Below are 24,132 nucleotides of genomic sequence, written 5' to 3' on the forward strand. Positions count from 1 at the left end.
ATTTGCACCTTTTATTTTTACCCTGTATCTAATTCAAAAAGATTCACTTCTTTAAGGAGGGGCAAGGTAGCTGATAATTGTTTAAATGTCTCTTCTACCAAGCTCCCGTTTAATTCAAATACCTCTGTGATCCTTGTTGAATAAGCTAATCTGTTTTCTTTTCTTAATTGGAGGATCCTCATGAACAACATTTTGACTGAAGCAATGATCATTCCACCATTTCTTCCTCGTGTTACCTTGTAGAAAACCTTATTCTCCTCCCTTAACTCGGTTAAGATCTTATCAAGTGTTCGCTTGGGCATCGTGAGTTCTGAAGCCAACTCTTTTTTTGACATATTCAAATAAGGCTCACTAGCATGACTTTTTTCGCTTAGATAAGCCAATAGATCTTCTTTCCATTCTTTTTTATGACTATATTTTCTTTGTTCTCTTGGCTTTTTAAATTTCCACCAACCACGACGTTGAATAAACAAATCTTTCTCTTGCAGTCCTGCAGAAATCCATTGCTGGCACAGCTCTAAAACAAAATCACGTTGTGCTGCCTGGTACATTCCAGAATAAGCGCTCATAACGATTTTTCTTACTTCCGCTTCAGTCAAAGGTTCATTTAGTCGCTCATTAAACTCGAACATGTTGTATTCACATGTTTCCAGCGCATATCCTGAAGAGAAATAAGCAAGAGCCAATGTGAAAATCACATTATTTCGACCTAAACGGCCCTCTCCACCGATAATATCTGCTTTACGTAATAATAGATCGAACCAGGGTTCATCCACTTGTCGATACTCTTTTTTCTCAGGGAAAACAACAATTTTAGCTTTTCGTTCCGCTTCAGTTTTTTGACTAGAAGCTGTTTTCATTGACCAATTCAACCATTCTGAAAATGCGTATTGATAAGCTTTCTCGTAAAAAACTATATTTTTTTTGTTTGGAAAACGTGCAATTCCAAAGTGATTACAGCCCACATCGATTCCAGGTAATTGCTTTGCTAATTGCTTACGAATCGTTGCAGAAATACGTTTTGCTACTTCGACTACTTTGAAGTTGCTCTTTTTCGTTACGTAAGCTGGGCTACTTAATGCGAAATACACTTGATAGCCATGATCAGACTCTAAAATCATTGTTGGCATATAACCAATCTGATCTAAACAAGCAAGAACGATCTCACCTTCGTGATTATCTTTCGTATCGATATCAACAACAAAAGTATTGATTTGGCTTAAATTATTTTCAGAATGTCCCTTAACTACTGAGCGATTTTCGTCAGCATACGTTCCATATCGATACACATTCGGCGTCCAATGTGTAAGCTTATTTTCATTTTCAAGAATCGCTTCTTCAGATGTGATCACCATTCCACGTCCAGCGTTCATTAATTGTTTCGTACGGTACGCAAAGATAGCACCATTCCTACTGATATCTTCATACTGAATAGGCTTAATGGTGCTGTTTCGATATTTATATGTTCGAATACCGCTTTTCAAAAGCGTTGTATATAGATTAATCAACATCAACTTTACATCCTTCCCACAAATTAAAAGAGAACACATCCAATAACTGCCGAAACAGCTATACTATGTGTTCTCTCATCAATGTTGATTAATATACTCTTAAAAAGCACATCAAATAAACGTTTTTATGTTGAGTTGCTCGCCTTTTTTTGTTAGAATAAAGGCAATCGGAATTGATTTCCGAATCCTTTTAAATATAAGTAGTTGGTAGCTACTTACATATTCTTGAGACGAGCGTGAACACATGGGCCTTTCATGTGATTCAGAAATAATAGATTTTGGTAGAATCTTTTATTTCCGTCTCTTTTTTTATGTAATTTTCTAATATATCTTACCTCATAAATCTTAAATCTGTAAATAACAAGTTTAATAGAAAAACATCTGCTATAAGAAAGAATGCCTACATATCAACCTTTTCGTAACCTTAACAAGTGGGTTCTAAATAAGGAATATGATTTTCCGTTAATAGAACATAACTATTGGAGCATATTTTAATTTAAAAAAAGGAATCTTTCTAGAACACTAAATATATACCTACTTAAACTCATTATTCTTCTTATATAAAAATCTTTTTTTGTGTTCCCTCAGTGACTTAGAAAATCATCAGACAAGCGTGAACACATAGTTGCTGTATGTGATTCAGAAGAATAGATGAGGTCCAACTCACTTATTTTTCGGTCCCTTTTTTCTGCTTTAGGTTTCATAAGTAAGAATATCTGATAACCACTTTTAGTTCAAGTACTAAATCTCCTAAAATATATTATATACTACCTTAAATATATTTTAAACATCATTATTTACTACCCTTATTAAAAATAATATACTACATCAATTTTATTCTCTTTCAATTATCTACTACTTTAATTTTATATTAAGTACTACCTTATCCATATTTATATTATATTATCTACTACTTTTATAAGTAATTTTATACTACCATTAATTTTTATTAATTGAGGTAGTAGTTAATTGAATAATAATAGTAGTAGATATTTTATTTTTTCGAATCCTTAACTAATTACAATTTTAGAATTTTTAAATTACCTACTACTTTAAATATTTAAGTAATGATATTAATTACTTAAACCATAATTCTATTAACTACTACCATTATCATCTATTATTCACTACTCTAATTCAATATATGTACTACCTAAGATAATTATTACCTACTACCATTATTAGTTGTTTTTTTATATTAACTACTACCTTAATCATTGATTATTTACTACCATATTAAACTTTTTATCTCTTTTAATTACTACCCAAGATTATCTTGATAAAGATATCTTTCTTATTTTAATATGACTATACTTTAGCCTAAAGGTCATAAAAACATCCACTGCCATTTTAAATGTTTCCTACTAATTGGTTTCAATCATTTATGTGTACTCATTTCCATCGAAATATAGTAGTACTTAAATATAGAAATTAAAGTAGTAGATAATTTGAAAATTTAAAAAACTATACATAATAGTTTTTTAAGGGTAGTAAATAATCTATTTTTTATAGCTTTGCTTAAGGTAGTATGTTAATATTATTAAAAAGGTAGTAGATAATGTAAGGAGTGACTTAACTTGTCAAAGAAATTCGTTATAGGCAATTTCAAAGGTGGCGTAGGGAAGAGTACATGTGCACAAATGTTAGGATTCGAAGCAGCTGTAGCAAAAAAACAAAGAACTCTTATCGTTGATCTAGATATGCAAGGAAATACTTCTGATGTAATGAGTTTAACCCATATGAACTTTTCTGCGGAAGAGGGTGGGGGAGACGGAGAACCTCTTGATTATGAAAATACAATAACCGATGTACTAATTGGAAAAGAACCTATTGATTTAAATCTTGAGTCGGATGGGGAAGTTGACTGGAATAAGGTAGTAGATAATGACACTAGAATTGACCCTAAAGATGCTGTATATAAGGTAGTAGATAATTTATATATCTTACCCGCAGATATGAGTTTTGAACTTTACGACGATTGGATCAAAGATCAATTCTCGGATTCTGCTGATAAGCTTGTTTATATGCAAAAAAGATTAGGACCGTTACTTGATGAATTTGATGTTGTATACTTGGACGTACCACCATCAATTTCTATTTATAGTAAATCTGCGATGTATATAGCCGATTTTGCGATTGTTGTTCTTCAGACTCAGGTTAAATCTATGAGAAATGCCATGCAGTATTTAGAATATATGGATTTCTTTGTTGACGGATTTGATACTTCTCTAAAAGTTGCAGGTGTGATTCCTTTCATGTTAGAGAGTGGGGACGCAGTCGACCAAGAAATGTACGCACAAGCACAACAAATTTATGGTGATCATTTGTTGAAGAATGTTGTACTAAAAAATGCACGATTAAAGCGATATGACGGATCTGGAATTACGATGGAACTAACTAAAGCTGGTAAGTTAAAGCAGTGGGATAGACGTTGTCATCATTTGTTTATCAATATTTATGATGAATTACTTGAACATGAAGCTTGGTATGAGTAGGAGGTCACATAAATGGCTGATATAAAAGATCTAGGTATTTTTAAAAATAATAAAGGCTTGGATAAAATCAGAGCAGGGGCCACGACTAGAAAAAACACCAAAAAAACACCAACTAACGCTCAATCTAAAAACATAGATAAAAATGCAGAAGTAGAGGAGAACATTAACTCTACGGAATCTATTAAAAAAGCTCAGGTAAATACTTCTAAAAGTACGGAAAAGAAATCTATTCAATCAAAAATAACATCCGACACACCAAAGAAAGTAAAAGGGGTAGGGGCTCCAATAAGAAAGTTCGATCGTTCTTTCTCTGCACAAATGCCTCTGAAGCTGTCTCCCATATTAAATGCAACCTCCAGAGTAATGGTTGAAAAATATGAAACTAATTTAACTAGAGACGAGTTACTGAGAAAAGCTCTTGATGAATACATTAAACAACATTTAACTCAAGAAGATAAACAGGATCTTTTTAATAATGTTATGCGAGAAGTAGAAATGTTTAGGAAGAAAAAGCCTACTATTCCTGAAACTGATATAGATGGTACTATAATTAGAACAGTTGATGAAATCGAGGCAGAAACTAATACGATTATACGTAACAATTGGGGTATGAACTATAAACACTAATTAGGTACTACCATAATTCATAGTTATGGTAGTACCTTTTATACATGAAATAATAGTAGTATATAATACATTTTTAAATGTCCATTATACCTCTTTTTTTACACGTTTCAAAAAAATATTCCCCTTTTTAAATTAAGGTAGTAAGTTATAAATTTTTTTCTAAATAAATATTTTTTTGCCTGGTAAAATCTTTTACTTAAGAGAATCTATCAAATTTATATACGTTCGTATTTCTTAAAGAAAACAGTACTTTATTTGATAGTAATATAATATATTACTTTAAAAAGCTTACAGTGATGTAGTGGGGTAATGATTATATGCTTGCTTCTTTACAAAACATTGATTTAGAAATTAACAAAATATATACTAAAATCGGAAGTTAAATTGAAAATATTATACGTGATATACTTTTAAAACTTCCTATTAATTCCACATTATCACATTATATAATTAACATTATGTTTTAAGTGAATTTCAAAGCTGTCGTATCAGTATTAGGAGACTATAAAATTTTTTCTTTCTGAGGAGGCTTATTCCATGCTAATTGAAAAAATAAAAGACTATACTCTAGTTTCAATTAAAGACAAACAAAATCCATTTTATGGCATTTCGGATGAAAATATGAAAGATCTTTTATATGCCTATTACACAGATGAATTGTCCGTAAAACAAGTGATCAAAAAATATAATCTATCAATAAAAAACATATCTAGATTTGCTTCTTATCTTCCATCTTATTATGTAAGTGAAAAATGTCCATATGATAATTGTAAAATGGTTACTCAACTTCCAAGTAAGTCTTCATTAAAGTCTTCAAAACCTGATTTTATTTGTGAAAAGTGTAATCATATAGAATATTCTGTTTTAAAAAAGTATCGCAAGTGCAATTGTGACAATTGTAATAATAAGAAAAAAGAAGAACATACTAAGCTCAAAAAACTGATATCTAGTATTTATGAAGGTACTGTGGTTGATCTGCTAGAGATCAGCATCTTAGATCGAATTAATTTAGCAGCTATTCTTCAAGCTTCCGGAACAGAACTCGGATATCTGATACCTCCATTTAATCAATACGCTACTTCAAAAACTAGCGTGAAGTTAGCCATGGTAAGAGATCTATGCGAAAAAAAAATACTTAAGATTTCTACCCAAAATCCGATGAAGATTTTTTCAAACATATCTGATAATGGTTTTGATTATTCACTCCAAGAAACCTGGTTATCTATTAATGTTGAAGATGAAAAATCTGAAAATGAAAATAGTTTGTTTGAAGAATTAAAATATCCGAAAACTTTTACCGATATCTCAATTAAAGAGTACATCAATCTTTGGAAAAAATGTATCTCCGAAGAATTATTAAAACTGTTTGTTTTCCAAATGAAAAGACTTAACTTTGATAAAGAATTAGCTGATGATAAGAAGATAGAAAAATTTCTCGATGCTATTGGTCGGTGGACAGAAACATATACACCATCACAAATTTATCATATTTTGTATGTATCTGTTCGTAAAGCAAATGACATTAGAACTGCTGGAAATATGGGTAATTATTGCTTTAACGAAATATCATTTGTCATAAAGTTGGCAGATCAAATGATACTAAAATATGAAACTGAAGGATGGCCTATTCAACATTATAATTATCCAGATCATTTTGAGATTGATATTCAAACAAAATTATTTTTTTCAAAAATTGCTAAGACACATAATTGGTTTGATACCAAAATTCCCAAATGGGAGCAAATATCTTTTGAAGATATTGACGAAAAATTAACTATAACCAAAGCCTATTCTGAATATATCCAAGAAATAGAAATAAAAAAAATAGATCCTTTTCTTGATAAAATGATTGAGAACGCTATATATTATTATCTATTTCCTTATGGCTTAATAATATTTGATGGGTTTATTGAATGCCTTTTTAGTACTTCAAAAGACTTATACGAATATTTCCAGCTATTAAAAGAATCTGGTCAGATTGATAAAATTGAGGAAAATTTTGAAGATACAATATCTTCTTCTACTAATCTTTATGTTGGAAAAAGTTATAGCTCTTCCACAATTTATCAAGCTATAGATATTCTGATTGAAAATGATATTCCAAGAAAAAGTAGTATTATAAATAAATTGGATCCTAAAGACACAATTTCTTAGATGAAAAAAACTAAAAGTTACAATTACAAAGAAGCGGACGTTATTTGATGAAGTTGATATAGCAATAGCCCTAGGCTAGATTATGACACTATTTTCAAATAATTAGTGGAAAATTGATAATAAATTATCTGGAAGCTTTAAATATTTAAAAAACACATGCTAAACCTACTAAAACGGCTCAACATGTGTTTTTTAAATATTATATTACTATCAGATATAGAAGACTATTGGAACAGCAATTTATAAGGATATATATAATACTGATAACTATGATAACCAGAACTAGCACCAACATAGAAACTGAAGCAATCAACGCCAACATCATTAATCAGTTGTTGCCCGTATCCCCAGATTTCATCTATTAATTCTTCATAGCAAATATAGCACCATTCGTACTGCTGAATGATATTTATAGCTGACTCCATTTATCTAACTTCTGAATTCCAATGTGGCGAATTTCATCGTAATGGACTTTATGCTCTTCAACAAAGATTCCTAATTCATCATGTCCTCTGATTTCACCAATAATATCATCCGGATAGTAGCCTTCAGAGTCTCGTTCTTCCTTTTGGATACAAACAGTTTTTCTTTTCAGGACAGCAGCGTTTAACACTTCCGTAATCTCTTCAGTCGTCATTTGTTCTTTGGCCAAGTTTTGATTTACACGCTGCTCGACGTCGGCATCGATCTTTTCTGTGTGATCTGAAAGATAAAATCCTGCCCATTTCAAACGTCCTCGATCGTTATATTCAATCATTATTAAGCCCTCCATTGCCGCCAGCATGTCCACCAACCAATGTACTTCTAGTAATACTACGTGCGCCTTCTAACTTAGAAGAAGCGTGTACAATCGACGTAAATCCATATTTCTGTCGGATCTTGTCGATAATCTTATCTAGTTTTTCTTCATTAATCTGTTGTTGTGGATCACTAAACAAATCAAGCTGAAGCGAATCGGTATAAACGAGCTTACTATACGTAATTCCAACGTGCCTTACTTCTTGTCCTTCATAATATTTGTTGAATAGATACAGGCAGTAGTACTGAAGCTCTTTCGTATTATCAGTGAGTGGGATTTTCATTTGGTGCGAAAACCCTGACTTTGATTCCAGAATCGACGTACCTATATACAAGCGAACACAACCAGTCTTGCACTTATGCTGCCGAATACGTGTAACCACTTGTTCTGCCATTTCCTTCACCACGATCTCAACTTCTTCTTTCCTCGTGTAGTCCTTCAGTAGCACCTGAGAATTCCCATAAGATTTCTCTTTGGTTGGTTCTGGCGGTTCTGCGATATCTGTCCGATCAATCCCATTCGCATGAAAATAGAGCTGTAGTCCAATAACCCCTAGTTGCCTCTTAAGCGCGTATGGGTCCCAATTGGCTAAATCTTTAATACTCAGAATCCCCATATGGTTCAATCTTTTTTTCATGCGTGATCCGATACCCCAAAAGTCCGTCATTTCTTTAATCGTCCAAATTTTTTCTGGCACATTTTGATACGTCCATTCCGCAACAAATCCTTTATTATGCTTAGCTTCATTATCTAAGGCAAGTTTAGCCAAAAGTGTATTATCACCAATTCCGACAGTTGCAATTAAACCAGTTTGACGGTAAACGTGTAGCTGTATCTTTCTTGCGAGCTGTTTTCGTCTCTCACTTCTTGTATCAGGTGTCGTAAATAAGTTTAGTGATTTTGTTACCTTTAGAATCGACTCATCGATCGAATAAATCAATAAGTCTTCATCTGCGACGTATTGCCGAAAAATACTGTTTACTTCCATATTTTTTTTAATATATAAGTTCATCCTTGGTGGTACAATGTGTAATTCTTTAGGTAAAGGATAAGGTAGATCACGAGGTCTACTAACGTTTGTGATTCCATATTTACTTTTGGCAGTTGGTGACGCTGCTAAAGTAAGCCCTGACCCTGTATTATCTGCTCGACTCATCACAACTAAAGGCGTTGTTAATGGATCTAAATTTCTTTCGACACATTCAACGCTCGCATAAAAACTTTTTATATCGATCAAAAAGTAATCATTGACTGGCTCATTTGAGTAATCAAGCATGTTTTTCTCCCCCATTTCAATTCGATTATACAAACATACGTTCGCTTTTGTAAAGGGGAACATTCTAAAATAGCAAAAAAGTCAGACTAATTGTCTGACTATAATAAACCTACTTATTTTTTTCATTTAGCAATTGGAAGTCTTGATCAATGAATTGGTAACAATTCCCACAATTTTTACATTGATATTGTTTCGTTTGAATATTTTGCTGAATCAATTCACCACAATCACAGTCAATCGATACAGCCGTTCTTCGTTCTAATCCATATAATGGACGTCCCCAAAAAGTATAGCCTAATTGTTGTTCTTTCATTTACTTCGTTCCTCCCTAAAAATATGTCTATTCGTAGCTGGTATGACGCTTCGTTCGACCAATGATACATCTTAATGAGTGAACCTGACCTTAGAATGCTCGTATGAACACGTTTTTTTAACGTTATTAAAATTCCTCTCTATTAACTAAGGAATAACATTCACTTCGGTAACTGTTGTTTTTTAATATACTCCAATACCTCTAATTCTGCTAAAACCTTACCAACATTTTTTTATATATACGATAGCTAATAACAGCACAATATATTGTAAAAATATACCAAGCTAAATAGTAAATTGTGCCTATTATACTAGTGAATTGAACATCTACAAAAAGGAAGTTAGGCAATACTAACACAAATCCAGAAATAAAAATCACAAGAACTAAATTAAAAAATTTCTTTTATCATCTAATTTTATTCTTTTTAATGCAATTAACCAATCTAGATCCACTTCATCTTCTTTTTTTATTTTTTCGTAATACTCTTTCATTTCCTCTTCATTCATAATAACCATCCTATAAATATTATTTAATCATCTAGTCGACATAGCCCTAAATTATATCTAGTCATCATCATTGAATTTTATCAAGCAAAGGTTTAGCCATTTTATCTTCTAGTCCCACGACAGAACCATCTATATATGCACTAGAATCAATAGAAGCAGTATCTATTTTTTCTTGAAATAAATATGTTTTAAATGGACTTTCTTTTAAAACATAAGAAAAAATAAAATATTTATTGTCATCAAGATTGTTGATATAAATTTCATATTCGTAACGCTGACCTTTTGGATAATATTTCATATTAGTTTTTTTTATTTTCTCTTTCGGAATACCTTGTTGGATTGCATAAGAAAACATTCCATCTTCTAACTTTGTTTCGTATGCTTTCTTTCTAATAAAATAAAAAGCAATAGAAAAGAATATGATACATAAAAATACTACCAAAATTATAAGTTTCTTTTTATCCATATAAATACCGCCTTTTTAAAGTTTACTAATTTTATCATAGTTATATTAACAATTAGTAAACCATATTAAATTTAACATTTAACATGATATAGAATTTTTTCTGATCCCATTTGTAATTGGGGTACATGGAACATTCGTATGAAATAGTGCGGTATAAAAACGATACGAACAAGGGGTTTATCTTTGTTAAATTTGGGTGTACCCTAAATAGACACTGGCATGACATTGAAAAATCTGGTTTTCTAGTGTATGATTAGGGTGTATTTTAAATAGTTGCAGAAAGTAGGTAAAAATTTTGAGAGTTGCATACATACGTGTCTCATCGATTGATCAAAATGAACAACGGCAAATTGAAGAAATGAAAAAGTTTGGCGCAGAAAAAATTTTTATTGAGAAACAATCTGGAGCAACGATTACTCATCGACCAATTTTCCAGGAAGCTTTAGAATTTGTCCGAGAACAAGATATTTTTATCGTGGAAGCCATCGACCGACTTGGAAGAAATTATGACGAGATCATTGAATCGGTCAATTACCTTAAAAAGAAAAATGTGCAGCTAATCATCACTAGTTTACCAATCATGGCTGAAGCAATTGGAAATCCTCTCCTGGATAAATTCATCAAAGACTTAATCATTCAAATCTTGGCTATGATTGCCGAGCAAGAGCGTACTGAATCTAAACGACGCCAGGCACAAGGAATTAAGATTGCTAAAGCAAACGGCGTCTATAAAGGACGGCCTAAGCTATATAGCGCAGACACAAAAGATCCTCAACGTCGCCTTGTTTATAAAAGTATTGTTGAGGATCTAAATCAGGGGGTTGCTATTTCAAAAATTGCTAAAGCTTACAATATTACTAGACAAACAGTGTATAGAATTAAACATGAAATCAATAATAAGAATACCTATATAAAGACAACTAATCATTAACCAATTAAAAAACTCTTAATAAAGTAAGAGCCTACGCATTTAAGGTATTACCATCGATCCATCATACCACATTGAAAATCATGGAATGATTCGGTTCCTTACTGCGATCGTACCCACATAGTTCTTTGAAGTAAGTGAGATAGTCACTTTCAACAATTCTAAGTATTTCTTTCGCATCTAGAAAATGTTCAAAGCCGATCAGATCTGCTACTAACCCTATCTTGGCATCAATTCCTAAGATCTCCGGTAATAGTTCCCAAAAATTCTCCTGACAGATCTGACTCACTAAGGTCTCCAATCGTTGGATATGGGTGTTTAAATAGATTTTTAGGTCTTCGCTTTCTCGTTTTCTAGCCTCTTCAAAAGAGTTTTGAAAGCCCGCCAGATAAGCTTCTTTTGTAAAAAATGTTGTCATTTTTTTCCCTTCCTTCTTTTAAAATGTTTCCTGATCAATCAGTGGATTTAACTGATGCTTGACTCTTGCCCAATCTTGCGCCGTAGGAATACTGCCCATAAGAACATACTCCGTTTCAAGAGCAAAATCTAAAAGGTACGGTCGATAGTTCGTTACAATTAAATCAACGTGCGCATTATTTAACCGCTCCGGCGTCAATTCTTGAAGCGGTATAAACAACAGCTTATGATGTTCCCCTAATAGTACACGTGCCTGCATTCGGATCGATTGGACCACTAAGTAGTCACCTTCTAATAAAAATAAAACTTTTTTGACCGGTTGGTAATAGTGGAATAATAAGGTCATATTTGCCGTGAAACTCACCACGATATCTTCAAAATATTGGTCAGAAAAACTGAGTACTGGGGCGTGTTTTAAGAGAAATTGTTTATGGGCTTCATAAATCTGTTTATCGTTTTTCTTCACCATCCAATGGATTTCTTCTAGTTCTTTGTTCAACACTGGACTCACTGCTTCATTCATCAAACGCGAAATGAAAAAAGAGGTCATAAACTGTCCTAAAGTATCCGTATCCCACTGTTCAAAGAAAGGGTCAGAAAGGTAATCTGACACGATGAACTGAAGATTCTTCCAGTGGCTGAATCGTTGGTTAAAAGTTTGTTCTTGGTCCACACGATGAATCGTCCGTTTGGAAATAATCGATAAATGAATCCAAGCGAATTCTTCTTTTGGTAGATAGATCTCGTATTCCTGTTTGATCCTTTCTTGTAAAGAATAAAGCAAATGAAAATCTTTTTCTTGATAAATGCTTGCTTTTAGCCATTCAGGTAAGGTCACAAAATGGTTCTGATGGACTCGGACCATTGCGATATAAAGCTGGTAATAAAAGGCTGAAATCGTGATTCCTGTACCCAATTCATACTTTCCCAATTTGCCAGACAGTTCGTTCAAGACCAACGTATGTAAGTCTTCTGGCGGACGGATTGTATACGGAGTTTGTTCACTGCTATAATAAAAATCAAAAAAGAACTTGCGGATATTGGCTTCTTCCCCTAAAAAATTGACTGGGTTCAAAGCCAACGTTAACTCATACTCAGCTAATACCGGTCGGATTCTTATTAAAAACCTTCGCAAAGTACTCTCTGCATAACTGTGCTGGTGAGCCAAGTCAGCCACTGTAAAATCTTTTCCCCAAAAAACATTTCCCACGATTTCAAATAACACTTCGTTTCCCAACAGTTGTTCTTTTTTCTCTTGGTAGTCCCTACGATTTCGTTCTTCAAAATAATACCCACTATAATTCGAACGTAATTCGATGCTTGTGCCAAAATGGTTTTTGAATGCTTGAATATCTTTTATCAAGGTACGTTGTGAAATAGCCAGTCGTTCACTCAGCTCTCCAATCGTAAAACGCCGTTCTTGTTCCATCACACTTAACACCTGCATCCATCGCTTGACCTCTGCGCTTGTAATAAACGCCATCTGAAACTCACGCAATTTTTTTCCCCTCACTTTTTCAAATATTTCCCTCTCATGCTCGTTCACTCATCTTGACTCAGAAAATGCAGAGAGCACTTCATCGATTTTCTCCTTGCTAGGTACGTAGGGAAGTTCAATGGTTACACGAGCGTTTCTAGTTTGTGGTTGATTCACGATTTTCACATGGCGTATTAGTCCGAGTGGATTCATTTGGGCAGCTTCAACCACCTGTAGACCAGATGTTTTTAACATCGTTTCAACTTCCTGTTTGATCCATCGTGTCAAAGCACGTGGGCCTACTAGTTGATAGGAAACATAAATCGTCTGGCTATATTTTTTCTTCTCGGCTAAAAAACGTTTCATGAGTACGTCTAAAGGAGACGGTTCCTCACTGCTTACATACGGAATTTGTGCTGGTGCTTTTAGTGTAGGCAGCTGGAAAAAGGCCTCCATTAAAAAAAGGAGCGTTTCAAAAAAAACATAAGTCAGACCTTCGATCTCACGCACCGGTAACTCATACTCACTCGCAGGTGAAAAGGTGCGGATAAAGGCTTGTTGTTTCAAAGGGTTCAAAAATTGACTCTCATCTAATGAAAGGAGAAACAATGCAGCTTTTTCTTGTCCAGAAAGAGCCACACTCACCTGTTGATCCAAAGCCTGGATTAGAGTTGTTTGGACTTGTTGATACGCCACTTGGTCCGGTAAGTAATGTCCCTGGTCGACCCGTTGCTTGGTTATTCTCAGCCATTGATTAAACAAAGTTTGGTCTAGGTGCCAAGGGCCATCCTGAATCGCCACTTTCTCCTGATGCAAGTCCTGAATATGTTCTGAAAGAAACCTGGGATACAATGGTAAGGTGAAATAAAAATCATAAAGAAATTGGCGAATCCCCGCTTCTTCACCCCACAGTTGATTGGTTTTAGAGTCAATTTTTATCCCATAATAGTTCGTTAATAACGTTTGAAGCTGTCGTTTCATACGTTGAAAGCTTGTACTCGAAACATCAAGATATACCACCCACTGTTGATTGTCTAAACACTTTCCCGCAGCCAACTGATCCACCAAGAGAAAAAGTTTCTCTTTATCTAGTAACGCTTGTTTCTTCTCATAATAACCTTTAGGGTTAAGAAAGGAAAAGTGATAGCCCTTATCATCACCGATCAAATGGATTCTCTCACCAAAGTAGTCCTTGATCGCCTTCATGTCCTCAATAATCGTCCGTCGCCCAAATCCAGTCTGCTCAACTAAGGTGTGAGCGATAACGTGTTCCTCTTCTTCTAACGTTGCCAATAAGACCAACCAGCGTTTAGTCTTATCCGCCATGACTAAATGATCAAATAAAATGTGCATATTTTTTCTCTCCTTTCTATGAAGAAAAAGAAAAGAGCCGCAGCCCTTCTCTTTCTTGTGACTAATTGTCAGGAACTACACTTAGTTCCCAGGTGAGTGTTGTTTCGTATGTGCTTGCTCTTGGGTTCGCGGTTGGTGGGACTTCTAGTGCCACACTCTCGCCTGCACTTTTACTGTCACCAAACCGATAGATCCAGGTACCTGACCCTTGACCATCAAGCGCGGTTAAAAGTTCAGTCTTTTCTCCTGGAATTAAGGTAACACCGTCTTGGTTATACAATATCGGTTCATCACTTCCGTGAATAGACTCCAATTGTTGGTTAGTTAAAAACAAACGTGCCCCTCTTAGTTCATTTTCCTGTAGATCCGTAAATTGACTATTTTGCGTAACTGCTAATTGCCAGCCGTGACGTTCCTCTTCTGGCCGTCGATCACTGATCTGGATATAATTTGGTCGCTCTTCAGCCTCATTAACGGTTCCATCAGGATTTAACAAGCGTTGCGGTTGCGCATAATACCGCTTCGTTCTCGTAGAGATCGCTTGTTCGCCAAATGTGAATTGAGAAGCAAAATCAATGCTTAATAAACCTTGTTCTTCTGCGAGCTCAGGTTTATTTTCTGGATCGACTTCAATTTCGGGATTCATCGGATCCTTAGGATTAGGTGGTCTTCTCGATTTTTCAACAATCGTACTTGCATTAGCAGATTTTCCATTTAGGTAGGCATAAGCCGTCACTTCGTTTCCTTCAGTGAATAGTGAATCTTTAGGTAACTCATATAAATAGTCTCCATTTTCATCAGCAGTCACATGATATTTATCGGTTTCCGAAAAATTTGGTGATGGAATTTCACCATCTGGTATTGCTGGATCACCAGAGAACCGTATTACACTGTGCGGAGAAGCCTTGCCGGTAATAGTATAAGAATTTACTTCCAATGCGTCTTCCGTTAGAGGGTCAATAGTTATCTCCACATCTGGTATTTTTTCAAAGAGTATTCTCTGAACGTTACGTGTAGTGAAAGCTTCATTGAAGCTAGTCATCGTCTCTTGAAAGATAGAAGAAACATTCGTGATTGTTGGATTTATCGTATTGTAACGAAGAATTAAATTAAAAATAGGGGTCCAAAAATAATCGGGTTCTTCTGTAAAATTATCTCTATTCCATTGCTTAACAGATTGAACATCAATATCCAATTGCCCTGTACTTCCATTAATACTAATTAGACCATTAGACGTAGATCCAGAAATAGGTGTCGTACGTTCTAAATTTACTTTTTTGGCATCAGAAAATTCGAATGTTGAACCTGCTGAGGCAAAATTAAGTAAACTTTGACTGATTGACGTGCTATCACTTTTTATATCTAGAGCCCCATCCTTGGCAATTTGGAAGTTTGCATTTCCAGCTACATGGACAATGTTTGATGTTGCACTGCCTCTTCCTGTGGCATTGATATTAAATTCCGCATTCTCGCCTACTAGTAAAGAACTCCCAGCAGCCATGTAAACTAAATTTCTATCTATCGCATTTGAGTTGTTGGTATGACCTGTTGACTCAATATTTATTTTAGCACTATCCTCCAATTTTAACGTAGAATTACTGCTACGCAAGGTTATCGCTGAATAACTTCTCTTATTGTCAATGTTAATAGTTGACCCTTCTTTCATGATCAGATCTCCGTTGGCGATATCTATACTAGAACCTCTGCCATTCGCATTATCCCCAGTCCCCGTTCCATTAGATTCCATGTTGATTGTAGCATTTTTTTCTAATGTCAAATTAGCATTTAATCCGCCTAACCCTATAATGATATTCCCACTATTGACAGTTGACAAATTAAGTTCTCCATCTTCCTTAATAGTTAAACTTCTAGTTTCTAAGTTTACAGAATTTACCGTATTCACTCTCCAATCCGTACGGAATTTAGAGTTATAAGTTGCAGTAATATGATTGTTAACTGTTCCAGAAATATTAACATTCGTATAATAAGGAGCAATTAATTCATTACCATACCCATTGATATTATTTAGAGTGATATTAGAAAGTGCATGTTGTGCTGAAGTGAGGTTTACTGTTTGAAAAAACCCCCACCAATTCCCTGAGTAGATATCTAAATCATTAAATGTAATATCCCATGGGGAATTGGCATTATGTGTTGCTGACCTTAAGCCCAATGAAACAGCCCCAAAATCGATTTGATGTCCATTGCCATTAATCACTAATTTCCTCGAGATACTCCTACTTGACAAATAAACAAAGGTTGCATTCCCCGAAACATTTGAATTAGTACCAGTTATCATTCCTGATAAATTGCTTAGTGGTGTTGTTGGCACTTCAAAATCATCATTGATCTCTATTGTAGAAATAGAGGGATTTGAAAAGGCTTTGATAAAATCGATCCATGAACCCACGTCACTTACATCTTCTCTATTCACTTCTTCATCATTTTCTTCCTGATTTGGCGCTTGTTCTATTTCAATGGTTGCTTCTTCATGAGGCAATTCTTTTTCTGAAGAAGGTAACTCTATTGTTTCATCCTCCTTCTTATACTCACTCGAGGAATCAGTTACTTCGTTCCCTTTATGTTCTTGAGACGATTCTTCATCAACTATCTCAAGCGTCATCGTTGCTTCTTCTAAAGTAATTGTATACACGCCTGTTTCCTCAAAAAACAAAGGAAGACTAAATACTTTTTGTGGAACAGCCATTTTTATTTCTATTTGATTTTTTTCTAAGCCTTGTTTTACGTTGATCCCATGCGCCAGCTCGTCATCTAGAATTGTTGTTTCTTCCGGTAAAGTTATTGTTGCTTCAGTAACTTCTTGATTTGCAAATATTACTAAAGTAAACACTTCTCCAATAGAGCAGGTTGCTTGAGCCTCTTGAAATGAGAAGATTGGTTTATCTTTAAGCTGTTCATGCTCATTAAAGGTCGTCGAAGAATCAATTGTAGTCGTATTTTCGATTGCCTGAACAGAGGTAGATAAACCAATTGTCAGTGGAAGTGTAACTAGCTGAGAACAAAGAAAAATGACACAAAATAAAACGAATTTATTTTTCCTTTTCATTGTCTTTCACCCTCTCACTCTTATTCTCTTTTCTTTTTTTTATTAACCACCAACCAGTAATAAGTAAAAGTACCGCAAACAAAACAAGTGTGGCTACCAGCCACCAATTGATACTTGATTCAATCATCACGTCTTCTCTATTTAACTTGCGGGCTTCATCGACTTCAATCGTAAATTCACGCATCCACGACCATTCATTTTCCCCAGAAGTCGCTGTCAATTCTAGAACATAGTTCCCACTTCGAAAACGATCTCCTTCTAAGGAAATCGGAAAATTAAAGTTCGAATTGGGCGCCATCTGCATCATTTCTTTTTCCGCCTTATAGAGCACCTCGTTCTCCCCTACTCGTTTCACGGTAGCTTCCACCGCCAATTGATTGACAAAAGTGGGCGTAAAGTTTTGTAGCGTGGCGCTGATCACATTGCGATAGTTCAATTGATCCGCAAACACATCTAATAGTTCCAACTCCGGTTGCACGGAGTCTCTGTTATTATTGACAACCACACCTACCACATGGGCAAATTCATTCTTGATAGCTACGCCTTCTCCTTTTGGGACATCACTATCTTCCTCTTCTTTTACTTCGGTGATTCGTAAACCACCGGCTAAATATCCTTCAAAGGCGTCTTTAGGCATTTGAAGAGGAATTTCTATAACCTTTGTTTCATTTCCCGCTAATGTAATGACCTCCGAAGGAGTCATCAACTCATCCAAGGAATGAACCAAGGTCGGATCTGCATCTTTAGCATCTTTGCCATACTCGACATTCCCCAAAGTATTCGTATAAGCCGTATGTGGTGTCACCTGCACGTTGATTGGTTTTGAACTGGAATTACCTACTTCTAGTCGTAAAGTCTCTTTTTGCCCAGGAGAGAGTAACAATTCATAGTATCCTTTACTTTCATCCACTTGACTCTCTGGAAAAAGAGGGGTAACGTACGTATTCAAACCTGCTTCTTCGGCCTGGACTGTCGGATGTGGCAAGAAAAAGAAAAGCGCTATAAGCAGCCATAGTCCTTTTTGCATCGATTGTTTGTGTATCATTTGTCATAATCCTTTCTAAAAAAGCAGCGTCACAGAAATCTGTAACGCTGCCAGTGACTAATGGAACATGGAAATAGGAATGGTTACTTCTTAAACCTCATTTTCAGGTGTTAGTTCTAATTCCCATGTCAATGTTGAACTATACGTCACCGCATCTTTGGCGGTTGAGCCAGGAACAAACAGTTGGATCGCCGTATTTTCAACGACATCTACCCCATCTTCCACTTGTTTTGCAAGCGCATCATGATCTCCCCAAACAACGGAAGAAGTTCCGCCACCCTTTTGGTTAGCAGCCGTCATGATCGGCACGGCATCTTCATTTGGAATCAACTCTAAACCACTTGCGTGAATCGTTGGTGCCTGATCTGCATCATTCACACTGTAACGAAGAGAAGGATCAAGTAACGTGATTTGGGCACCTTTTAACACACTATTTAGGGTATCAGTTTCTGCTTGAAACTCACTTAAACTCACGCTCAGTTCCCATCCTTCATTCGTTCCGCGGGTGTCTTGAACTTGTGCCATACTAATATAAGGAATCATGTTTTCTTCGCCTGTTGTTCCGGCTTTCTGTTGCATTTCCGCAATCATATTGTAATGTTCATCCGCAGTTGAGATCACTTTCGTCCCAAAGTTCATTGTTGGAACTGTTGCAATAGTTAGTGGTCCTGTACCAGGAATTGGTGGAATCGTCACCTCTGGACCTTCAGGATCAGGTTCTACTACTGTGTCTTCAATATTTGGAGTGAAGGTGACCTGACCGGTCGTTGTTGTTTTACGTACTTCTTTTGACTCTTGGCCTGTATCTTCAGCAAAGACTTGTACTCCTCCTGCGAAAATCGTTGTTGATAATGCGGCTACAGTTGCTAAACGAATAAATTTCATGCTTAAATTCCTACTTTCATGTAATTGTTTTTTGTGTTGCTTTTCTTCTTTTGTACCCCAAAACTAATAAAATACCACCCACTAAGAAACTGCCGATCCATAGTCCAAGTGAGCTACCAATCATATTGGTTTTCGGCAAAGTGTCTCCTGGCTTTTGTGGGCTGGTGCTGGGAGGTGGATCTGGTGGTCCGATTGGTTCATAAGTTCCTGTAAATCCAATGGATCCTTCTGATTCGACGGATTGGACCTGTGTACCATACACCTGCAGTGGAAATTGTATTGCTATTATTAGGGACATTAGACTAATCATAAGAGCAATAGTTTTTCGCATCTTCCCTCCTCCTTTAAAACCCATCTCAAAAACGATCGTTTTTGGGTGTGCAACAAAAATAGACATCCGGACTTATCAGATGTCTAAAGAAATGTTGTTAAATTGGCGTTTCGATGACTGAGCATACATAAGTACTCGTCATTCTAAAAAACGATTGTTTTTTAGAATTTTTAGCGAACAAAAAAGGCTTATCCTTCATCCTTTTTTATATTCATTATCTTATAATAATTTATTCAAAATTAAAAATCACAATTTTCACCTTGTTATGCATATTTAGAAAATAAATCCTGGAGAAGAAATAAGATCACGAATTCATCAGGATGAATGGGAGAGAATAATTAACGCACAAGAAAAATAAAAGGTAAGGATCAAAAACTTAAAGATTTTTGACCTTTACCTTTTATTTTTTCTGCTCAACTTCGATGTCATTTTCTAATTTAATTGTTCAACAGCTAAATAGAAAGTCCAACAGGGCATACCTTGTTGGACCCATATTATCTCTTGAATGTATTGATTAACTGAACATAAATTATTTAAGGGATTTTATGATGGAAAATGAGTTTTCTAAAGTATACAAAAAAAAATTGCCCAGAAAGTTTTTTCTGGACAATTTTTTAGCCTATTTTCATTTCAGATTGTATACCATCGAATAGTAATTATTTGTACTTAAATTATTCCCACAAAGTTCCTTGAAGTACGTGCGATAATCTTTCTCAACAATTCGTAAGATTTCATTTATTGGTAATTTATTATAGTCATAATGAATTAGCTCGGTGATTAGACTTAATTTTGCGTCAATTCCTAGAACTATAGGAAGATTTTCCCAAAAGTTTTCTGGTGAAATTGTGCTTGTCAATTGGTCAAGTTGTTCGAACTGTTGTGCCAGATAAACATTCAGTTCTTCTGATTTTCTTTTATCTTGTGGTATATTTTCTTGAAATTGACGCATATATTCATCTTTAGTTAGAGATGGGTTCATGTTGTGTGCTCCTTTCTCTTGCCCTTTTCCTTCATTTCTGATTGATTTGATAAAATTTTCTACTTTTTTATTGATCTATATACAGTATTGTAGATCATCATTCTGGATAAAAATTTGATTTATCAGAGATTCTAAAGATAAAACTAGAGAAAAAACGGTATTCTTTTCTAATTGTAAGGAACTGCACTTAATTCCCACGTCAACTTTGTCGAATAACTAGTTGCTTCTGGATTCGCCCCCTTTGGAACATTGAGTGCAACACTCTCTTTTGCCGTCTCTGCATCACCAAACCGGTAGATCCAAGTTCCCATTCCTTCACTACCTTGAGCTTTGATCAATGTTTGGCGATTTCCAGGTATTAGGGAATGGACAGATTGAAGTTCTGGAGCAGTTTTCCCTTGAGCAGTAACAACTTGTTGGTTTGATAGAGTTATACTAGCGCCATTCAATACTTGGTTTTCTTTTCCTTTAAATTGTTCTTTTTGTGTCACTGCTAATTCCCAGCCATTGCGCTCAGATTCTGGACGTCGATCACTAATCTGCACATAGTTAGGGCGTTCTTCATTTACTACCCCATTTTTATCCAACAATCGTTGTGGTTGAGCATAATACGTTTGATCACGAACAGAAATAGCTTGTGACCCAAAGTTGAAGGACGAAACGAAGTCAATACTTATTTGTCCTTGATCTTCTGGCAGTTCTGGTTTATTTTCTGGATCCACTTCAACTTCTGGATCCAAAGGATCAACTGGTGAGACTTGTGTGATTGTTTCATAAATAGCTTGAACCGTCGTATCTGTACTTCCCATCGTGAAGGTAGTAGTAGCTGAAGTTGTGTTTGCGATATTTGCCCCAGTCCCTGATACAACTTCCCAGCGTACAAAGCGATAACCACTGTTGGGATTTGCGTTTAGTGTTGTTGTGCGTCCTTGAGCTAAAGTACTAGCCTCTGCACTCGGATTTCCCCCATCACTCGGACTGGCTTCAAGGGTCAAATTGTAGGTGATTTCTTCATATACAGCACGTACTGTCGTGTTTGCGCTCCCCATCGTGAAGGTAGTGGTAGCTGAAGTTGCGTTTGCGATATTCGCCCCAGTCCCTGATACAACTTCCCAGCGTACAAAGCGATAACCACTGTTGGGATTTGCGTTTAATGTTGTCGTACTTCCTTGCGTTAGTGTTGTGTTTGTTGCACTCGGATTTCCTCCAACATCGGGATTAGCTTGTAAAGAGAGATTGTAAGAAACAGGAGGTGTGACCCATCCAGCACCACTAGTATTAAAGATCATACCGGTATATCGAGGGTCATTAAACGTAGTAAGATACCTTTCATTAAAATCATTTGGATTACTATTGCTATTCACAACAGTCGCTCCATTTAATCCACTAAGCATGACATCTATACTATTCCAAGAATTTAAACCTAAAAACGATCCATTCCTTGATTCTACCATAGAGAACCTATTTGCTTGAATAATTATTGTACTCCCAGCAGTTGAAAGAACCGGTCTTAAACCAGAATTAGTGGATGATAGAATCCATCCAGGTTGATTACTAATAGGTATGATTTTCAGAGTACCATTCCGAACCAACTCTATTCCTGTCGCACGCACTGTTGCACTAGCTCCGCTAGCTGTGTCAGCTCTAATCTGTATAGCTCCATTTAAATTTATATTCTGACCAGATATTATAGAGCCTGCCGTACCAGTTGACATAGTAATATATGCATGATTAATTTCTATTAGCCCACTTCCATTATGAATAATGAGGGGAGCTGTACGAGAATCTCTTCCAATTTGAGCTGGCCAATCAGTTAGTTCTGTAGAAGTTATAGTTAGACCTGCTACACCACTCATTACTAAACTATATCCGGAGTTCTGAAAATTAAGAGACCCTCCACTAAGTGTTATGGATGATAATCTTGTATTAAGAGAATCTCCTAAAATGGAACTAGAAAAAGATATATTACCAAGACTTATTATCGTGACAGTAGAAGAGTTCCATGCGCTTCTAAATTGGCTCCAATTATTTACACTGCTAATAGATCGATTTTGAATATCTCTTGTTTCTTCCAAAATACGTTCTTCTTCTATTACAATCAATTCTTCTGGTATAGATAAGTTTTCTTCTACAGCAATCACCGGTTGAATAGTTGTTGAATTATTAATACTGTCTTTTGTATTATTTTGTTCGGTCATCTCTTCTGATTGATTAATTATTTCAGCTTCTTCTAACTCGTTGAGTTTCTCCGTTCTCATTACTGAAGGAGAATCCTGTACTTCCACATAGACATGATCTGCATCGTTATCAAGCGTAAGAAAGTAGTTTCCAGGAATTTCAAAAAGAACGGATACTTCAAAAGATTTCTGTTCATCGTTAGTAGATAGACTCCAATATTCACCATGAGAATGGTGAATTGATTCTCCATTAGAAAACTGATTTTCTATAATTTTTCCGTTTTCAGGAATTCGGATCAATACTTCATTCGAAGGCAATTTACTAGTAAATTTGAAAGTAGTGGGTTGACCAATTACAGTCCGGAATGATTTTACCTCAAATGAAAATTCTTGAATCTCTTCTCCATTGTTTTCTAAATTTGCTCTTGCGCTAACTGTATTTAATAAACTATTTTGCTCTGCATTAAATGTCTCAACAGGTTCTACATCATTACTAGATTGCGTATCTGCATCAACTATTCCTACTTGATTAAAACTTATTTGTAAGAGTAGCATGGTAATTACCAAGATACTGAATAAGTCACTTAGTTTTCTATTCAATGTCTTGCCACCTCTCATTTCGGTTGTTCTTTCTCATTTTTTTCTTTTTATAAAAAATAAAAAGAATATAGCTTACTAAAAATAGCAATAAAAGTATAGCGACGATCATCCACCAATTAATACCTGTATCAATCGTGACATCTTGTTGATTCAATGCTCTCGCTTCATCCGCATCAATGGTAAATTTCCGTTCCCATTGCCATTCCTCTTCCCCAGAACGTGCCGTCATTTTCAATAGATACTCCCCATTACGAAAGCGATCGCCTTCTAAGGAAATCGGAAAGTTGAAATTCGAATTCGGCGCCATTTGCATTTGTTCTTGACTTGCTTGGTATAAAATTTCTTCTTCGCCCACTTTTTGTACCGTAGCTTCGACGGCCAAACGATTAACAAATGTCGGCGTAAAGTTTTGTAGATTCGCACTGATCACATTACGGTAGTTGAGTTGATCGGCAAAAACATCCAACAACTCTAAATCAGGTTGCACGGCGTCTTGATTGTTACTCACGACCACACCGATAATATAGGCAAACTCATTTTGGATGGCGACCCCTTCTTCGTCACTCGTCTCTTCTGTTGTGTCTTCTTTGACTTCTTCAATCCGTAAGCCACCTGCTAAGAAGCCGTCGAATGCTTCTTTTGGCATCTTCAGATCAAGTGTCACTGTTTTCGTTTCGTTACCACCAAGCTCGATGATTTCGGGATGTTCGATCAATTCAGCAAGCG

Annotated in this window: 20 protein-coding genes; 4 read left to right on the plus strand and 16 right to left on the minus strand. The window is 35.5% G+C overall.

Annotation, left to right across the window (positions count from 1 at the left end):
* Positions 1-17: 17 nt before the first annotated feature.
* Positions 18-1,511: a primase C-terminal domain-containing protein gene (locus tag P3R27_RS12170; protein WP_301390148.1), complete on the minus strand. Its 1,494-nt coding sequence runs from the start codon at positions 1,509-1,511 to the stop codon at positions 18-20.
* 1,577 nt (positions 1,512-3,088) lie between these two features.
* Here P3R27_RS12170 and P3R27_RS12175 point away from each other — a divergent pair.
* From P3R27_RS12175 to P3R27_RS12185, 3 genes are all read left to right on the plus strand, one after another.
* The gene (locus P3R27_RS12175) at positions 3,089-4,006 is read left to right on the plus strand and encodes a ParA family protein (RefSeq protein WP_034690432.1); all 918 of its coding nucleotides are present in this window, start codon (positions 3,089-3,091) and stop codon (positions 4,004-4,006) included.
* A gap of 12 nt (positions 4,007-4,018) precedes the next feature.
* Complete coding sequence (locus P3R27_RS12180; protein ID WP_301399082.1) at positions 4,019-4,633, plus strand: hypothetical protein; 615 nt, start codon at positions 4,019-4,021, stop codon at positions 4,631-4,633.
* Between the two features lie 537 nt (positions 4,634-5,170).
* Complete coding sequence (locus P3R27_RS12185) at positions 5,171-6,787, plus strand: hypothetical protein (RefSeq protein ID WP_034690437.1); 1,617 nt, start codon at positions 5,171-5,173, stop codon at positions 6,785-6,787.
* 409 nt (positions 6,788-7,196) lie between these two features.
* Here the strand turns inward: P3R27_RS12185 and P3R27_RS12195 are convergent, their stop codons facing one another.
* From P3R27_RS12195 to P3R27_RS12215, 5 genes are all read right to left on the minus strand, one after another.
* Positions 7,197-7,544 carry a hypothetical protein gene (locus P3R27_RS12195; protein WP_301390156.1) on the minus strand — a complete coding sequence of 116 codons (348 nt, stop codon included), beginning with the start codon at positions 7,542-7,544 and terminating at the stop codon, positions 7,197-7,199.
* Positions 7,537-8,862, minus strand: coding sequence for a Y-family DNA polymerase (locus tag P3R27_RS12200; protein WP_301390155.1), 1,326 nt, complete (start codon positions 8,860-8,862; stop codon positions 7,537-7,539). Before P3R27_RS12200 ends, P3R27_RS12195 begins: the two co-directional genes overlap by 8 nt.
* Before the next feature lie 109 nt (positions 8,863-8,971).
* On the minus strand, positions 8,972-9,175 hold the full coding sequence (locus tag P3R27_RS12205; RefSeq protein ID WP_034690445.1) for a hypothetical protein: 204 nt from the start codon (positions 9,173-9,175) through the stop codon (positions 8,972-8,974).
* Between the two features lie 383 nt (positions 9,176-9,558).
* Positions 9,559-9,681 (minus strand): hypothetical protein, encoded by a 123-nt coding sequence (locus tag P3R27_RS12210; RefSeq protein WP_268745034.1) that lies wholly within the window; start codon positions 9,679-9,681, stop codon positions 9,559-9,561.
* Between the two features lie 67 nt (positions 9,682-9,748).
* Positions 9,749-10,147, minus strand: a complete 399-nt coding sequence (locus P3R27_RS12215; RefSeq protein WP_034690447.1) for a hypothetical protein — start codon at positions 10,145-10,147, stop codon at positions 9,749-9,751.
* A 295-nt stretch (positions 10,148-10,442) separates the two neighbouring features.
* On the opposite strand from P3R27_RS12215, the gene P3R27_RS12220 reads away from it, so the two are divergent.
* Positions 10,443-11,078, plus strand: a complete 636-nt coding sequence (locus P3R27_RS12220) for a recombinase family protein (protein WP_034690450.1) — start codon at positions 10,443-10,445, stop codon at positions 11,076-11,078.
* A gap of 61 nt (positions 11,079-11,139) precedes the next feature.
* Here the strand turns inward: P3R27_RS12220 and P3R27_RS12225 are convergent, their stop codons facing one another.
* The 10 genes from P3R27_RS12225 to P3R27_RS12270 all read right to left on the minus strand — a co-directional run.
* Positions 11,140-11,493, minus strand: coding sequence for a DUF7006 family protein (locus P3R27_RS12225; protein WP_034690452.1), 354 nt, complete (start codon positions 11,491-11,493; stop codon positions 11,140-11,142).
* Between the two features lie 18 nt (positions 11,494-11,511).
* Entirely contained in the window at positions 11,512-12,990 is a 1,479-nt protein-coding gene (locus P3R27_RS12230; RefSeq protein WP_301357343.1) for an AcpB/EbpR/MafR family transcriptional regulator, read from the minus strand.
* 48 nt (positions 12,991-13,038) lie between these two features.
* Positions 13,039-14,322, minus strand: coding sequence for a helix-turn-helix domain-containing protein (locus P3R27_RS12235; protein ID WP_034690457.1), 1,284 nt, complete (start codon positions 14,320-14,322; stop codon positions 13,039-13,041).
* Positions 14,323-14,383: 61 nt separating this feature from the next.
* Positions 14,384-17,389, minus strand: a complete 3,006-nt coding sequence (locus tag P3R27_RS12240; RefSeq protein ID WP_034690460.1) for a WxL domain-containing protein — start codon at positions 17,387-17,389, stop codon at positions 14,384-14,386.
* A complete protein-coding gene (locus tag P3R27_RS12245; RefSeq protein ID WP_034690462.1) occupies positions 17,373-18,434 on the minus strand; it encodes a WxLIP family cell surface protein in 1,062 nt (353 codons plus the stop codon). The genes P3R27_RS12240 and P3R27_RS12245 overlap by 17 nt, the downstream gene beginning before the upstream one ends.
* Before the next feature lie 90 nt (positions 18,435-18,524).
* Positions 18,525-19,319 (minus strand): WxL domain-containing protein, encoded by a 795-nt coding sequence (locus P3R27_RS12250; RefSeq protein WP_034690465.1) that lies wholly within the window; start codon positions 19,317-19,319, stop codon positions 18,525-18,527.
* Between the two features lie 16 nt (positions 19,320-19,335).
* Positions 19,336-19,674 carry an EF2685/EF0750 family sortase-dependent surface protein gene (locus P3R27_RS12255; RefSeq protein WP_080693190.1) on the minus strand — a complete coding sequence of 113 codons (339 nt, stop codon included), beginning with the start codon at positions 19,672-19,674 and terminating at the stop codon, positions 19,336-19,338.
* Positions 19,675-20,275: 601 nt separating this feature from the next.
* Positions 20,276-20,629, minus strand: a complete 354-nt coding sequence (locus P3R27_RS12260) for a DUF7006 family protein (protein WP_023523770.1) — start codon at positions 20,627-20,629, stop codon at positions 20,276-20,278.
* Positions 20,630-20,796: 167 nt separating this feature from the next.
* Complete coding sequence (locus P3R27_RS12265) at positions 20,797-23,406, minus strand: WxL domain-containing protein (RefSeq protein ID WP_301357490.1); 2,610 nt, start codon at positions 23,404-23,406, stop codon at positions 20,797-20,799.
* Positions 23,399-24,132: DUF3324 domain-containing protein (locus P3R27_RS12270; RefSeq protein ID WP_301357491.1), on the minus strand; the 734-nt coding region annotated here is incomplete at its 5' end. The genes P3R27_RS12270 and P3R27_RS12265, both read right to left, overlap by 8 nt.

Source organism: Enterococcus spodopteracolus (assembly GCF_030441955.1).
In the GTDB taxonomy this organism is placed as follows: Bacteria; Bacillota; Bacilli; order Lactobacillales; family Enterococcaceae; genus Enterococcus_B; species Enterococcus_B spodopteracolus.

What these genes read in the sequence shown, in the direction of transcription:
- P3R27_RS12235 (WP_034690457.1), bottom strand. Translation starts at nt 14,322, where the DNA reads ATGCACATTTTATTTGATCATTTAGTCATGGCGGATAAGACTAAACGC.
- P3R27_RS12225 (WP_034690452.1), bottom strand. Translation starts at nt 11,493, where the DNA reads ATGACAACATTTTTTACAAAAGAAGCTTATCTGGCGGGCTTTCAAAAC.
- P3R27_RS12260 (WP_023523770.1), bottom strand. Translation starts at nt 20,629, where the DNA reads ATGAACCCATCTCTAACTAAAGATGAATATATGCGTCAATTTCAAGAA.
- P3R27_RS12180 (WP_301399082.1), top strand. Translation starts at nt 4,019, where the DNA reads ATGGCTGATATAAAAGATCTAGGTATTTTTAAAAATAATAAAGGCTTG.
- P3R27_RS12205 (WP_034690445.1), bottom strand. Translation starts at nt 9,175, where the DNA reads ATGAAAGAACAACAATTAGGCTATACTTTTTGGGGACGTCCATTATAT.
- P3R27_RS12240 (WP_034690460.1), bottom strand. Translation starts at nt 17,389, where the DNA reads ATGAAAAGGAAAAATAAATTCGTTTTATTTTGTGTCATTTTTCTTTGT.
- P3R27_RS12255 (WP_080693190.1), bottom strand. Translation starts at nt 19,674, where the DNA reads ATGGGTTTTAAAGGAGGAGGGAAGATGCGAAAAACTATTGCTCTTATG.
- P3R27_RS12195 (WP_301390156.1), bottom strand. Translation starts at nt 7,544, where the DNA reads ATGATTGAATATAACGATCGAGGACGTTTGAAATGGGCAGGATTTTAT.
- P3R27_RS12250 (WP_034690465.1), bottom strand. Translation starts at nt 19,319, where the DNA reads ATGAAATTTATTCGTTTAGCAACTGTAGCCGCATTATCAACAACGATT.
- P3R27_RS12185 (WP_034690437.1), top strand. Translation starts at nt 5,171, where the DNA reads ATGCTAATTGAAAAAATAAAAGACTATACTCTAGTTTCAATTAAAGAC.
- P3R27_RS12200 (WP_301390155.1), bottom strand. Translation starts at nt 8,862, where the DNA reads ATGCTTGATTACTCAAATGAGCCAGTCAATGATTACTTTTTGATCGAT.
- P3R27_RS12170 (WP_301390148.1), bottom strand. Translation starts at nt 1,511, where the DNA reads ATGTTGATTAATCTATATACAACGCTTTTGAAAAGCGGTATTCGAACA.
- P3R27_RS12215 (WP_034690447.1), bottom strand. Translation starts at nt 10,147, where the DNA reads ATGGATAAAAAGAAACTTATAATTTTGGTAGTATTTTTATGTATCATA.
- P3R27_RS12210 (WP_268745034.1), bottom strand. Translation starts at nt 9,681, where the DNA reads ATGAATGAAGAGGAAATGAAAGAGTATTACGAAAAAATAAAAAAAGAA.
- P3R27_RS12245 (WP_034690462.1), bottom strand. Translation starts at nt 18,434, where the DNA reads ATGATACACAAACAATCGATGCAAAAAGGACTATGGCTGCTTATAGCG.